This is a genomic window from Acinetobacter sp. NIPH 817 (assembly GCF_000368405.1).
Classification (GTDB): domain Bacteria; phylum Pseudomonadota; class Gammaproteobacteria; order Pseudomonadales; family Moraxellaceae; genus Acinetobacter.
The window spans coordinates 103896-117251 of record NZ_KB849418.1 but is presented as its reverse complement, the minus strand read 5'-3'; the positions used below and the strand labels follow the sequence as shown (position 1 = coordinate 117251).

Below are 13356 nucleotides of genomic sequence, written 5' to 3'. Positions count from 1 at the left end.
TGCGAGTTGGCATGCCTGAGTTACCCGAAGTCGAAACAACCAAAACCAGTTTATTTCCTCTATTGAATCAAAAAGTTCTAAATGTTGAAGTACGTAATCCGAGCTTACGTTGGCCTATACCAGATGACATTCAAAAACTCGTTGGGCAACGTCTCATTGGGTTAAATCGACGTTCAAAATATATTTTGGCAGAGTTTGAACAAGATCAAATGCTCTGGCATTTAGGCATGTCAGGTAGCTTTCGTCTGACCGAGCCACATGATGAACTAAGAAAACATGATCATCTGATTATTCAATTTGAAGATCAGCAGTTACGTTATCATGACCCTCGTCGTTTCGGTTGCATCCTTTGGCTTAATCCTGAAACTCAAGGCAAACTCATAGATACTTTGGGAGCTGAGCCTTTAAGTGCTGACTTTCATGCAGAATATTTAGCTTCCAAACTCAAGAATAAGGCTGTCGGCATAAAAATTGCACTTATGGATAATCATGTAGTCGTTGGTGTAGGCAATATCTATGCAACTGAAAGCTTATTTAATGTTGGCATTCACCCAGCACAACCTGCTGGTGATTTAAGTATGCAACAGATTGAGAAATTGGTTGTCGAAATTAAACGAATTCTAAAGTCAGCAATTGATTTAGGTGGTTCGACTTTACGCGACTACAGCAATGCCATGGGTGAAAATGGTTATTTCCAGCAAACATTACTTGCTTATGGTCGTGCTGGAGAAATGTGCGTTAACTGTGAAACCACATTAGAAAACTTGAAACTTGGTCAGCGTGCCAGCGTATTTTGCCCACAGTGCCAACCGCTTAAAAAGCTGAGAAAGCCTTAATTTTTTGGAGGAAGACAACATGCAAACAGCAATTGTCCGACATATTTTAGTCAAAGATAAAGACTTAGCCGAACAGCTAAAAAAGAAGCTACAAAGTGGTGCTGATTTTGCCAAGCTTGCTAAACAATATTCCACCTGTAACTCGGCAAAGCGTGGTGGTGAACTTGGTGAAGTCAAAAAAGGGCAATTAGTGCCTGTCATTGACAAAGTTGTTTTTACAGCTGCTGAACGTGTGCTACAAGGCCCAATCAAAAGCCAATTTGGCTATCATCTTTTAGAAGTTAAATTCAGAATGGGTAGCTTGCGTTAATTCGATTAATTTAAGTATTTTCTTCAGAAGCTTGAGCCTGTGCATTCAGTTGATATGTCCAGGCTTTAACGCACTCACCCGATTCTAATTTCACATCTGCGATAACACGCTGGTATTGAAAACCCTCAAAGTCATCAAGCATTTGCCAGTTTTCAGCAAGTTTTTCCGTACTAAACAAATAACCCTCTACCCAATCCGCTTGCGAATCTAACTCAAGCGCTTTTAAGCCTTTATCTGGTCCCCAATCTAAAATATGGATCACTCCTCGCACACTAGCTTTCGTCCAGTCACCACCAATCTGCTCTAAAATATGAGCATTTGCTTTATTCGGACATAAAGTGCCATACACAAAAAGCTGATTCATTTATTTATATCCTTTTTACAATGTACGTAGTTGAGCCTATCGGTAGCCTGTCTATTTTATCAATATCTTTAGTCCAGTATAAAATACTAAGTAATAAAAAACGGCACTCTTGGTACCGTTTTTTAATTCAGAATATTGTTAAGCTTGCTTTTTTAACTCATCACGAATTTCACGCAATAATTGAATATCTTCAGGAGTTGCAGCTGGAGCTTCTGGCTCATTCTTATCACGACGAAGTCTGTTTAATAATTTCACCATTAAGAAAACGACCCAAGCCAAAATTAGGAAGTTAATTAAAATGGTGAGGAAATTACCATAAGTTAAAACATTGATACCTGCTTTTTGCAAAGCATCTAAAGATTGCAGATTGGTCGGGTTGGCTCCTAGCACAATAAATTTCTGTGAAAAATCAACACCACCACCAGTAATCACACTGATAATTGGCATGATAATATCTTTTACTAAAGAGTCCACGATTTTGCCAAAAGCACCACCAATAATCACACCAATGGCTAAATCCATCATATTGCCTTTAATGGCAAATTCTTTAAATTCTTGAATAATACTCATCTAAACATCTCCAGATGTCGGGGGCCGAAACACGTCATATTTTTCTTTTTCAATGGCATCTTATCGATTTAGATAGTACTCGCCATGATATTGATAATTTAATATTTTTATCAAAAAAAAGAAAACTATCTCACACTTTAACAACATATTCTCTGATAAGAAAAATATGATTTTAAGCTTAGTTTAATTCTAAATAGAACGATTAAAAAAACCGCTGATCGAAATCAGCGGTTTTTATCATCCGAAGATAAGAATAACTTATTTGTTACGCTTACGTTCGTTTTCAGTCAACCAGCGCTTACGGATACGGATTGACTTAGGTGTTACTTCAACTAATTCATCATCTTCAATGAACTCAAGCGCTTGTTCAAGCGTATATTCAATTGCAGGTACTAAAGTTAAAGCATCATCTGTACCAGAAGCACGTACGTTAGTTAACTGTTTAGCTTTAGTTGGGTTCACCACCATATCGTCTGAACGTGAGTTAATCCCTACGATCATACCTTCGTAAACTTCTAACTGTGGTTTAGCGAATAGACGACCACGGTCTTGCAAGCTGAACAATGCATAGCCAAGGCAAGTACCTTGAACCATAGAAATCAACACACCGTTTTGACGCTTCGCAACAGTACCTTGTTTCATCGGACCGTAGTGAGAGAAGCTTGAAGTCATGATTCCTGTACCAGAAGTCATAGTCAAGAACTCTGAACGGAAACCAATTAAGCCACGTGAAGGTACAGTTGCTTCAATACGGATACGGCCTTTACCGTCAACTTCCATATTTGTCATTTCACCTTTACGGTTACCCATTTGTTCCATTACAGAACCTTGGTGCTGTTCTTCAACGTCAAATGTAACGTTTTCGTAAGGTTCTTGTTTTTCACCGTCAACTTCTTTCAAGATTACTTGTGGACGAGATACGCCCATTTCGAAACCTTCGCGACGCATGTTTTCAATTAAAACTGAAAGGTGAAGTTCACCACGACCAGATACTTTAAAACGGTCTGGACTGTCAGTGTCTTCTACACGTAATGCTACGTTGTGAATTAATTCGCGGTCTAAACGTTCACGGATGTTACGTGAAGTAACGAATTTACCTTCTTTTCCTGCAAACGGCGAGTTGTTTACTTGGAAAGTCATTGTTACTGTAGGTTCATCTACAGATAATGGTGGTAAAGCTTCAACATTTTTCGGATCACAAATCGTGTCAGAAATATGAAGTTCATCAATACCTGTAATACATACGATATCGCCTGCTTGAGCAGAATCAACATCAACACGCTCTAGACCGTGGTAACCCATAATTTTTAAGATACGGCCGTTACGTGTCTTACCATCTTTATCAATGACAGTTACAGGTGTATTTAAACCAATTGAACCACGTTGAATACGACCAACACCGATAACACCTACGAAGCTGTTATAGTCAAGTGAAGAGATCTGCATTTGGAATGGACCATCAGCATCAACTGCTGGTGGTTCAACAATGTCAACGATTGTTTGGAATAATGGCGTCATGTCGTCAGCCAATTCTTCTGGAGAAGGACCAGCAACACCACGTAAGCCAGATGCATAAACAACTGGGAAGTCTAGCTGTTCGTCAGAACCGCCAAGGTTGTCGAACAAGTCAAATACTTGGTCAATCACCCAGTCTGGACGCGCGCTTGGCTTGTCAACTTTGTTGATAATTACGATTGGTTTTAAACCACGAGCAAACGCTTTTTGAGTTACAAAGCGAGTTTGTGGCATTGGACCTTCTTGAGAGTCAACCAATAACAATACACAGTCAACCATCGACATTACACGTTCAACTTCACCACCGAAGTCGGCGTGTCCCGGGGTGTCGACGATATTAATACGGTATTCTGTATTCGTACGAGCATCGGTCCATTTAATTGCAGTGTTCTTTGCAAGAATGGTAATACCACGTTCACTTTCAATAGCGCCCGAATCCATGACACGCTCAATCTCACCAGCGCGATCACCAAGAGCACCTGATTGTTGAAGTAATTTATCGACAAGTGTGGTTTTCCCGTGGTCGACGTGGGCAATAATTGCAATATTGCGGAGATTTTTGATATCTGACATAGAATTCGATAAGCCTGAAACTTGAGGGCAAATTATACAGAAAAATTATAGATTTTAGTAGTGACAGTTTATTGACATTGACAAAAAAATTTCCAATAGCCTGTATTTCGTTTTGTAAAGATAGTTATCTCGATTAGAATAGCGCCAATTTGCAAAATTGCGGCAGACCTACACCCATGTCCAATCAACACTCTCAAGACCATTTAGACCTTGTTTATGGTTTAAATGATCGACCAAAACCTTTGATCGCTTTTTTAGCAGCTTTCCAGCATTTGCTTGCGATTATTGTACCAATTGTTACACCAGGCCTTTTAATTTGCTTAGCTTTAGGCGTTTCACGCACCGAAACCAACATGATTTTATCGATGTCTTTGGTAATTTCAGGTATTGCTACATTTCTACAATGTAAAAAAGTTGGTCCGTTTGGTGCAGGTCTTCTTATTGTTCAAGGCACAAGTTTTAACTTTATTGGTCCTATTATTGGTATTGGTAGTGCAATGGTTGCCGCAGGAACACCAGTCAACCAAGTTATGGCTGCAATTTTCGGTGTAGTAATTGCTGGCTCCTTTATTGAAATGGGTGTTTCGCAAATTCTTCCATGGGTAAAGAGACTAATTACTCCTTTGGTGACTGGTATTGTTGTTTTATTAATTGGCTTAACGCTTATTAAAGAAGGCTTGATTAGTATGGGTGGTGGTTACCAGGCCATGCAAGACCATACTTTTGCAAGTGCAGACAACCTTATTATGTCATGTACCGTACTTGCGATTATTATTGTACTCAATCGTATTCGAGTGGTTTGGATTAAAAGCTCAGCTATTTTAATCGCACTAGTGATTGGCTACATTCTTGCTGGATTTATGGGACATCTAGATTTCTCTAGTATTAAAGATGCACCTCTCGTACAAATTCCAACACCAATGCACTTTGGTTTGAGCTTCTCATGGGGCTTATTCATTCCAATGGCATTCATTTATTTGGTGACCTCTTTAGAAGCCATTGGTGATGTAACAGCAACCAGTAAACTTTCTAACCAACCTGTTAATGGTCCTGAATGGATGAAACGCATTAAAGGTGGTGTATTAGTAAATGGTGCAAACTCTTTACTCGCTGGATTATTTAACACTTTCCCAAGTTCTATTTTCGCTCAAAATAATGGTGTAATTCAACTCACTGGTGTGGCTAGCCGCTACGTAGGTATATGGATTGCTGGATTACTTATTTTATTAGGTCTCTTTCCTGCGGTAGCTGGTGTTATACAAGCAGTTCCTCAAGCAGTTTTAGGCGGCGCTGTTATGGTGATGTTCGGTGCCGTGGCTGCATCAGGCATTAATATTCTTTCATCTATTCACCTTGATCGCCGAGCATTATTAATTATTGCCATCTCACTTGCATTAGGTTTGGGTGTTGCTCAAGTTCCTCAAATTTTAGAGCATCTTCCAGAATTGTTTAAAAATATTTTTAGCTCTGGCGTGGCAACAGGTGGTATAGCCGCATTAATTTTAAATGTTGTGCTTCCTGAAACGCATAAATAACTAACTTTTAATTTTGATTACTGCCCAGCTCCCACTGGGCATTCTTCTTCATGAGAGATGTACATGGATCCTAGAAGTGAAGTGGTATTAAGACAGCAAGACTATTTAAAAGGTAGTATCTTGTTAATTAATGCACCGAATGATGCCTTAGTCAGTCAATTACCAGCTGGGACTGATGCGTCAGTCTGGACATGGAACCATGCCGACTATCAAGGATTTATAAATAGTGGAACAAAAGCTCACTTCTCAGTTGAGTTTCCCTCACAAGAATTCGACCAAGCAATTATTTTTGTTCCAAAATCTAAAGAACTCTTAAATTACATATTACATGTAGTGATGAGCCATCTTAAAACCAATCAATCGGTTTTTTTAGTCGGTGAAAAAAAAGGTGGCGTAGAAAGAGCGGCCAAACAATTACAAAGCTTTGGCAAAGTACTAAAACTTGATAGTGCACGTCACTGTCAGCTATGGCACTTAAAGATTGAGAAAACAGAACAAATTAAACCTCTAGAAAAATGGCTTAAAACCTATACTGTTCAGGTTAATGAACAAGAGCTTACGATTTGTGCCCTTCCCGGTGTTTTTAGCCAAAATCATTTAGATGTCGGAACTGCTGTTTTACTCCCTTATCTTAATCAAGTGAAATCAGGTAGAATTGCCGACTTCGGGTGTGGTGCTGGAATTATCAGTTGCTATTTGGCAAAAATAAATTCGAGTAATATTATTCATGCCCTAGATATTGATGCTTTCGCTTTACGGTCAACGGAAATGACTTTTAGTCGAAATGGAATAGGTTCAGACCAGTTGAGATTGCAGCCTGTTACAGGTATTGCAGACGCTCCAACAGAACTCGATGCCATTGTCAGTAATCCTCCTTTCCATCAAGGTATTCATACCAACTATGATGCAAGTGAAGGACTCTGCCAAAACGCTAAAAAACATTTAAAGGCATCAGGTGAGCTATGGATTGTAGCAAACCGTTTTTTAAACTATCCGATCTTAATTGAGAAGCACTTTGGTCAGTGCCAGATTAAAACTGATCTTCAAGGCTTTAAGGTGTTATATGCCTGTGCATAACAAACTATGTAAGGAATCTCCATGAGCGAAACACATGCTCCTGAAAAACTCCAGCGTAAGCTTGGGGCTCGTCATCTGAATATGATCGCCATTGGTGGTTCCATTGGTACAGGCCTCTTCCTTGCTTCTGGATCGACCATTGCAAATGCTGGCCCAGGTGGAGCGCTACTCGCCTATTCGCTTATTGGTATTATGATTTACTTCTTAATGACCAGTTTAGGTGAACTTGCAACCCATAATCCAACTTCTGGGGCTTTTTTTACATATGGTAGTCGTTATGTCGAAGAAGGCTTTGGCTTCGCTTTAGGTTGGAACTATTGGTATAACTGGGCAATCACAGTTGCATTCGAACTTGTAGCAGTTCAGTTTATTATGAAGTTCTGGTTCCCTGATATTCCAGGGTTCTATTGGAGTGCCCTGTTCCTTATCGTAATTTTTGCAATCAATGCCATGACAGTAAAAGGATTCGGCGAAAGCGAATTCTGGTTCTCAATGGTAAAAGTGATTGCGATTGTAGCGTTTATTATCATTGGCTTAGCCATGATCATTAAGATCATGCTGACTCCAGGTGTCGCAGCTTTTGGAAACTGGACCTATAAAGAAGCACCTTTTGTTGGTGGTTTACAGGCCATGATCGGTGTAGCAATGATTGCCGGATTCTCTTTCCAAGGCACTGAAATGGTAGGGGTTGCTGCTGGTGAATCTAAAGATCCAAAGAAAACGATTCCACTTGCAATCAAACAGATTTTCTGGCGAATCTTATTATTTTATATCTTATGTATCTTCATTATCGGCACGCTAATTGCCTATGATGACCCAAATTTATTGCAAGCTGCTACCACTGAAAATGTTGCACTTTCTCCATTTACATTGCTCTATGAAAGAGTTGGCTTTGCTTTTGCAGCTGGTTTAATGAATGCTGTCATTCTTACTGCTATTTTGTCTGCAGGTAACTCAGGCATGTATTCATCAACTCGTATGTTATTTAAAATGGCTCAGGAAGGTCGTGCACCAAAGTGGTTTGCAAAACTTGATGGTCGTGGCGTTCCGATGAATGCACTATATGCCACCACATTTATCGCCGCTTTTTGTTTCTTGACAACGTTTATTGGTGAAAAACAAGTCTTTAACTGGCTACTGAATATGTCAGGGATGTGTGGTTTTATTGTCTGGCTGGGCATTGCGATTTCACACTATCGTTTCCGTAAAGGCTATATTGCTCAAGGGTATAAATTAGAAGATTTAGCTTACCGTGCCAAATTTTTCCCATTTGCCCCTTGGTTTGCCTTTATTCTCTGTTCAATCATCATCTTAGGGCAGAACTATCAAGCCATTTTAGGTGGAAAAATTGACTGGTTAGGCCTACTTTCAACTTATATTAGTTTGCCATTATTCTTAATTATTTGGTTAGGTTATAAGTGGAAAAATAAAACTAAACTGATCGCTTATGATCAAATGAATGTGAAGCCAGAGCAAGACTAAGAATCGGTAATTAAAAGTAAATCAAAGATCAAAAGCTTGATCTTTGATTAAAAAAGCGTAAAATGCCGTTCAGATTTTCAACGGCGCTTTTAAATAAGGAGGACATCATGCCAACACTACAAGGTAAAACAGATTAAATAATTTGGCACGATGTCAGCTCACGGACAAGTGTACAAATTCACTTCACTTGTCCGAATGCTCAAATTTAAGACCTAGCATTCGCTAGGTTTTTTTATGCCTGCTCGGACAAAAATAAGAGAAAAATTATGGGCATACAAAAAATATTAAATGAGGAAGCACTTTACGGTGTTCCCGTTAAAATTTTCACTCAAGATATAGATAGTGAAAGTATCGAACAACTCAAAAAAATGGCACAGCTGCAATTTATCTATTCACATATTGCTGTTATGCCAGATGTTCACGTAGGAAAAGGCGCGACTGTAGGCAGTGTTATTCCAACTAAACATGCCATTATTCCAGCAGCAGTCGGTGTAGATATTGGCTGTGGAATGAATGCAATTCGCTTAAGCCTAAAGGCCTCGCAATTGCCTGATAACTTAAGTCGTTTACGCGATGCAATCGAACGTAAAGTACCAGTCGGATTTGCTTTGCATAAACAAGTTAAAGCAAAAGCTTCTAGCATTATTCCACTTGAAAAACGCTTAGAGCCCATTATCAAAAAGCATCCTGGACTTGTTCGAATGCTTCGACAGTTTGATGCAACATGGCAAAAGCAACTTGGTACTTTAGGCGGTGGCAATCACTTTATAGAATTATGTATTGATGAAAATCAAGACGTATGGGTGATGCTACATTCAGGTAGCAGAGGGCTGGGTAATGTCATTGGTACTTATTTTATTGAGTTAGCCAAGAAAGAAGCCCAGCATCGCTTTGGTCATGTACCTGATAAAGACTTAAGCTATTTTGCCGAAGGCTCAACCAGTTTTGATGATTATGTAGAAGCTGTAGAGTGGGCTCAAGAATATGCTTTTGAAAATCGCAAGGAAATGATGCGTTTAATTTTAGAAGCGATTCGTCCACTTCTACCCTCCTTTCAAATGACCAAAGAGGCTATTAATTGTCATCATAATTATGTAAGCCGTGAAACACATTTCGGTGAAAGTTTATTGATCACCCGAAAAGGTGCAATTCGAGCAGGCTTAGATGAATTAGGCATTATTCCAGGTTCAATGGGAGCACGCTCTTATATCGTCAGAGGTAAAGCAAACCCTGAGTCATTTTGTTCTTGTTCTCATGGAGCAGGTCGTAAGATGAGTCGAAGCAAGGCAAAAACTCTTTTTAACCAGCAAGATCTTATTGAACAAACCCAAGGTATTGAATGTCGCAAAGACAGTGGTGTTGTTGATGAAATCCCAAGTGCTTATAAAGATATTGATGAAGTCATGGCAAATCAGGCTGACCTCATTGAAGTTGTTCACACACTTAAACAAGTTTTATGTATTAAAGGTTAAAATATGAAAATTAAAGAAATGCCAAAAATCAAAGTCCGTAATCAAGTGGCTCTTTCCCCTTTACTTCACAAAGGTGGAATTCATGAAACAGAGAAACCTCGTGCCCAACATCGTAGAGATAGACAAGATGCTAAACAGCAATTAAGAAAAGGAGATTGGTAAATAATTTAGACCAGGATCGAAAGTAATTATTTATTAAGGAGATATAGAAATGACTAAATATTTTAAAAATCGCAATAAAAAAAGCGACTCTAACGAGTCGCTTTTTTACTGTTCAAGAACTCAAATTATTGAGCTGCTGCTTCTTGACCAGGTTGAACAACTACAGTACGGCTACCAGTGATTGTCGCGAATACACGACGGTTCATAGCACGACCTTCTTTAGTTTTGTTGTCAGCAATCGGTTGATCCCAAGCGAAACCTTGAGTAGACAAACGAGATGCATCAACGTTGTATTCGTTTACAAGAGCTGATTTAACAGAGTTAGCACGAGCTAAAGATAAACGTTCGTTTAACTTACGTGGACCAGTGTTATCTGTGTGACCTTCGATACGTGCAGTAGCGTTAGGGTATTCAGTTAACTTCTCAGCAACTTTAGCAATTTCTGGCTTGTATTGGTCTTTGATGTTTGATTTGTTAGTATCAAAGAACACACGAAGTTCCATGTTAAGGTCTTCAGTTAACTCTTGTGGTTGTGGAGCAACTGGAGTTGGTTCAACTGGAGCAACTTCTACTACAGGAGCAGCAGGCTTCAAGTGACCACCAAGAACTACGTTTAAACCAGCAAGAGCTGTATAGTTCCAGAACTCTTCATCAGCGTTATAAGTAGCACGAGCTTCTGTACGAAGAGATAAAGCGTCGTTTAAGCGCCAGAAAGCACCTACACCAGCGTTACCTAAAGTACCTTCTTCTGAATTACCACGTGTACCACGGTTTACGCCATCAAAGTCGTATTTGTAGTGACCAGCACCTAACAATACATACGGCTTAATTTTGCTGTCGTAGTTTTTAGTGATTAAATCAGAAGTAACATAGAAGTTACCGTTGATTTGTTTTTGTTTGTATTCAGCACCAGCAGCAGCGCCGTCTACGTCACCTTTAACTTGGTTATATTCAGCTTCGAAACCTAACCATGGTGTTAACTCGATACCAAGAGCTGCACCAACGAATAAATCGTCTTGTAACTCAGGACCGTTTGTTAAGTTACCATCTTTACCGCCATTATTGTGTTGGCTGTCTTGGAAAGTGTAACCAAGCAATAATGGAGTAACTGTTACGCCAGCATTAGCAGCAGCTAATGGAGCAGCAACAAGCATAGTAGCAAGTGCAATACGACTCAATTTCATGGATATCCTCCAGAGATAACAATTGTTGTTCAAGCTCAGCCTAAATTTATTGGCCCCTGAGATATTTTCACCCCAGTATTATTTTTAAGCTATTCACATTTGAATCATACAAACACTTGATAGACTTTCCAAGTGCTTGATAATTTTAATCAAGTAAATTATTGACAAAATTACTTACAATTTCCGTTGTAATTCGGTAATTTTTTACTCAACTAGCAAATATGAACAACTTCTTTCTTTCGCTTAGGGTGATTTTACCAGTATTCTAGCGTCCTGATAACCTTTATTTAATTTTGTGTTTCCTCATTATAAAAAGTCATATAAATCATTGATAGAACGCATAAAATCAAAATATTTCTTTATATATTAAGGAATTCTAATGTTTAAATCTCCCGGTTTCACATTGATGGAACTCATTATAACGCTCGCAATTCTTATGATTACGTTCACCCTAGCCCTTCCTTTATACCACCAATTTATGGCTTCAATGGAATTTAAAAGCACACCTCAACTACTCACAATTCATATACAAAAAGCCAAATACGACGCAATTCTACGACATAAGAGTGTCGTACTTTGCCCAAGTGTTGATTTGTCTATATGTAATAGTAATTGGGATACAAGGCTTATAAGCTTTGTAGACACAAATCATAATCTACAAAGAGAAAGCGACGAAGAAATATTAACCAATATTGAACTTAATCATCGTTATGGCTCTTTGAAATTTCAAAAATTCGGCAAAAATTTAAATAGTATCGTATTTCAGGGAGATACCGGACTTCCACGAGAGTCTAACGGCAGTTTTACTTATTGTTCTTATAATCAGCTTAAAAATTTTAAATTAGTTCTTAGCAAAATGGGGCATGTACGCTTAGAAGAACTTCAAAATTGTTAGAACTCTACAGTCTAATACAGAATCCAAGCCCTCCCCCATTTTGCAATATACTGCTTAAGTTTTAATGTTTTCTTAATTTGAGATAAAGAACAATCGGAGATTACAACAATGACTGATATCGTAATTGTTAATGGTGCTCGTACTGCCATGGGTGGTTTTCAAGGATCACTATCAGGACTTACAGCGCCTGAATTAGGTGCTGTAACGATTAAAGAAGCAATCGCACGAGCAGGTTTACAACCTACTGATGTCGAAGAAGTCATTATGGGTTGTGTTCTTCCTGCGGGTTTAAAACAAGGCCCTGCTCGTCAAGCAATGCGCAAAGCTGGTTTACCTGATTCTACAGGTGCTGTGACTATTAATAAGCTTTGTGGCTCTGGTATGAAAGCCGTGATGCAAGCAACCGACATGATTAAAGCAGGCAGTGCTGACATTGTTGTTGCTGGCGGCATGGAGTCTATGACAAATGCACCTTATGTTTTACCAAAAGCACGTGCTGGCTACCGCATGGGTCATGGTGAAATTAAGGATCACATGTTTCTTGATGGACTTGAAGATGCTGAAACTGGTCGTTTAATGGGTTCTTTTGCTCAAGATATGGCAAATACTCGTGGCTATACGCGCGAACAAATGGATGACTTTGCGATTCGCTCTTTGAAACGTGCTCAAACAGCAATTACTGAAGGGTATTTCAAAGATGAAATTGTTTCGGTTACCGTACCTAGTCGCAAAGGTGATGTCGTTGTTGATCAAGATGAACAACCTCTAAATGCAAAAATCGACAAAATTCCTTCGCTTAAACCAGCTTTTGCAAAAGACGGTACAATTACCGCAGCAAACGCAAGCTCTATTTCGGATGGTGCATCTGCCTTAGTATTAACTTCAAGTGAAGTTGCAGCACAGCGCGGTTTACAACCACTTGCGAAAATTATCGCGACAGCGTCAAACTCTCAGCATCCTTCAGAATTTACGATCGCTCCTGTCGGCGCTATCGAAAAAGTTCTTAAAAAAGCGGGATGGAATGCTCAAGACGTTGATCTTTGGGAAATTAACGAAGCTTTTGCTATGGTTACTATGTGTCCAATTGATGATTTCAAACTTGATGCTGAAAAAGTCAATATCAATGGTGGTGCTTGTGCCCTAGGTCATCCAGTAGGTTCTACAGGTTCTCGTATTATTCTTACGTTGATTCATGCACTGAAACGTACTGGCGGTAAAAAAGGTATTGCAGCACTTTGTATTGGCGGTGGTGAAGCAACAGCCGTTGCGATTGAACTTATTTAATTAAAATTAACTATTTTAAAATCCCACTTCGGTGGGATTTTTTTATGAAAAAACTACAAAAAAAGACCCACAAAATCACTTTTAAGTTTTAACTTAT

At 39.1% G+C, this 13356-nt stretch carries 13 protein-coding genes; 9 read left to right on the top strand and 4 right to left on the bottom strand.

All coding sequences use genetic code 11. The features are described from left to right. The first annotated feature begins 11 nt into the window (after positions 1 to 11). Complete coding sequence (gene mutM / locus F968_RS00560; RefSeq protein ID WP_004789235.1) at positions 12 to 836, top strand: bifunctional DNA-formamidopyrimidine glycosylase/DNA-(apurinic or apyrimidinic site) lyase; 825 nt, start codon at positions 12 to 14, stop codon at positions 834 to 836. Positions 837 to 855: 19 nt separating this feature from the next. Next, positions 856 to 1146 carry a peptidylprolyl isomerase gene (locus tag F968_RS00555; RefSeq protein ID WP_002051379.1) on the top strand — a complete coding sequence of 97 codons (291 nt, stop codon included), beginning with the start codon at positions 856 to 858 and terminating at the stop codon, positions 1144 to 1146. A 10-nt stretch (positions 1147 to 1156) separates the two neighbouring features. Here the strand turns inward: F968_RS00555 and F968_RS00550 are convergent, their stop codons facing one another. The 3 genes from F968_RS00550 to typA form a co-directional block, all read right to left on the bottom strand. Further along, on the bottom strand, positions 1157 to 1510 hold the full coding sequence (locus tag F968_RS00550; RefSeq protein WP_004789233.1) for a gamma-glutamylcyclotransferase family protein: 354 nt from the start codon (positions 1508 to 1510) through the stop codon (positions 1157 to 1159). A 138-nt stretch (positions 1511 to 1648) separates the two neighbouring features. Further along, entirely contained in the window at positions 1649 to 2080 is a 432-nt protein-coding gene (gene mscL / locus F968_RS00545; protein WP_004789231.1) for a large conductance mechanosensitive channel protein MscL, read from the bottom strand. 258 nt (positions 2081 to 2338) lie between these two features. Further along, positions 2339 to 4168 carry a translational GTPase TypA gene (gene typA, locus F968_RS00540; protein ID WP_004789229.1) on the bottom strand — a complete coding sequence of 610 codons (1830 nt, stop codon included), beginning with the start codon at positions 4166 to 4168 and terminating at the stop codon, positions 2339 to 2341. A 176-nt stretch (positions 4169 to 4344) separates the two neighbouring features. Between typA and F968_RS00535 the strand changes: the two genes are divergently transcribed. The 5 genes from F968_RS00535 (at position 4345) to F968_RS20310 (ending at position 9896) form a co-directional block, all read left to right on the top strand. Continuing rightward, positions 4345 to 5703: a uracil-xanthine permease family protein gene (locus F968_RS00535; RefSeq protein WP_004789227.1), complete on the top strand. Its 1359-nt coding sequence runs from the start codon at positions 4345 to 4347 to the stop codon at positions 5701 to 5703. A 63-nt stretch (positions 5704 to 5766) separates the two neighbouring features. Then, positions 5767 to 6780: a methyltransferase gene (locus F968_RS00530; RefSeq protein WP_004789226.1), complete on the top strand. Its 1014-nt coding sequence runs from the start codon at positions 5767 to 5769 to the stop codon at positions 6778 to 6780. 21 nt (positions 6781 to 6801) lie between these two features. Further along, positions 6802 to 8262 (top strand): amino acid permease, encoded by a 1461-nt coding sequence (locus F968_RS00525; protein WP_004789223.1) that lies wholly within the window; start codon positions 6802 to 6804, stop codon positions 8260 to 8262. A gap of 266 nt (positions 8263 to 8528) precedes the next feature. Continuing rightward, complete coding sequence (locus tag F968_RS00520) at positions 8529 to 9734, top strand: RtcB family protein (protein WP_004789221.1); 1206 nt, start codon at positions 8529 to 8531, stop codon at positions 9732 to 9734. 3 nt (positions 9735 to 9737) lie between these two features. Beyond that, positions 9738 to 9896: a hypothetical protein gene (locus tag F968_RS20310; protein ID WP_004789219.1), complete on the top strand. Its 159-nt coding sequence runs from the start codon at positions 9738 to 9740 to the stop codon at positions 9894 to 9896. A 125-nt stretch (positions 9897 to 10021) separates the two neighbouring features. Here the strand turns inward: F968_RS20310 and omp38 are convergent, their stop codons facing one another. Continuing rightward, positions 10022 to 11080, bottom strand: a complete 1059-nt coding sequence (gene omp38, locus F968_RS00515) for an outer membrane protein Omp38 (protein WP_004789217.1) — start codon at positions 11078 to 11080, stop codon at positions 10022 to 10024. A 379-nt stretch (positions 11081 to 11459) separates the two neighbouring features. On the opposite strand from omp38, the gene F968_RS00510 reads away from it, so the two are divergent. Continuing rightward, the gene (locus F968_RS00510; protein WP_004789215.1) at positions 11460 to 11975 is read left to right on the top strand and encodes a GspH/FimT family pseudopilin; all 516 of its coding nucleotides are present in this window, start codon (positions 11460 to 11462) and stop codon (positions 11973 to 11975) included. Positions 11976 to 12083: 108 nt separating this feature from the next. Beyond that, a complete protein-coding gene (locus F968_RS00505) occupies positions 12084 to 13259 on the top strand; it encodes a thiolase family protein (RefSeq protein ID WP_004789212.1) in 1176 nt (391 codons plus the stop codon). Positions 13260 to 13356 lie beyond the last annotated feature (97 nt).

What these genes read in the sequence shown, in the direction of transcription:
- mscL (WP_004789231.1), bottom strand. Translation starts at nt 2,080, where the DNA reads ATGAGTATTATTCAAGAATTTAAAGAATTTGCCATTAAAGGCAATATG.
- F968_RS00510 (WP_004789215.1), top strand. Translation starts at nt 11,460, where the DNA reads ATGTTTAAATCTCCCGGTTTCACATTGATGGAACTCATTATAACGCTC.
- F968_RS00520 (WP_004789221.1), top strand. Translation starts at nt 8,529, where the DNA reads ATGGGCATACAAAAAATATTAAATGAGGAAGCACTTTACGGTGTTCCC.
- F968_RS00505 (WP_004789212.1), top strand. Translation starts at nt 12,084, where the DNA reads ATGACTGATATCGTAATTGTTAATGGTGCTCGTACTGCCATGGGTGGT.
- F968_RS00535 (WP_004789227.1), top strand. Translation starts at nt 4,345, where the DNA reads ATGTCCAATCAACACTCTCAAGACCATTTAGACCTTGTTTATGGTTTA.
- omp38 (WP_004789217.1), bottom strand. Translation starts at nt 11,080, where the DNA reads ATGAAATTGAGTCGTATTGCACTTGCTACTATGCTTGTTGCTGCTCCA.
- mutM (WP_004789235.1), top strand. Translation starts at nt 12, where the DNA reads ATGCCTGAGTTACCCGAAGTCGAAACAACCAAAACCAGTTTATTTCCT.
- F968_RS00550 (WP_004789233.1), bottom strand. Translation starts at nt 1,510, where the DNA reads ATGAATCAGCTTTTTGTGTATGGCACTTTATGTCCGAATAAAGCAAAT.
- F968_RS20310 (WP_004789219.1), top strand. Translation starts at nt 9,738, where the DNA reads ATGAAAATTAAAGAAATGCCAAAAATCAAAGTCCGTAATCAAGTGGCT.
- typA (WP_004789229.1), bottom strand. Translation starts at nt 4,168, where the DNA reads ATGTCAGATATCAAAAATCTCCGCAATATTGCAATTATTGCCCACGTC.
- F968_RS00525 (WP_004789223.1), top strand. Translation starts at nt 6,802, where the DNA reads ATGAGCGAAACACATGCTCCTGAAAAACTCCAGCGTAAGCTTGGGGCT.
- F968_RS00530 (WP_004789226.1), top strand. Translation starts at nt 5,767, where the DNA reads ATGGATCCTAGAAGTGAAGTGGTATTAAGACAGCAAGACTATTTAAAA.
- F968_RS00555 (WP_002051379.1), top strand. Translation starts at nt 856, where the DNA reads ATGCAAACAGCAATTGTCCGACATATTTTAGTCAAAGATAAAGACTTA.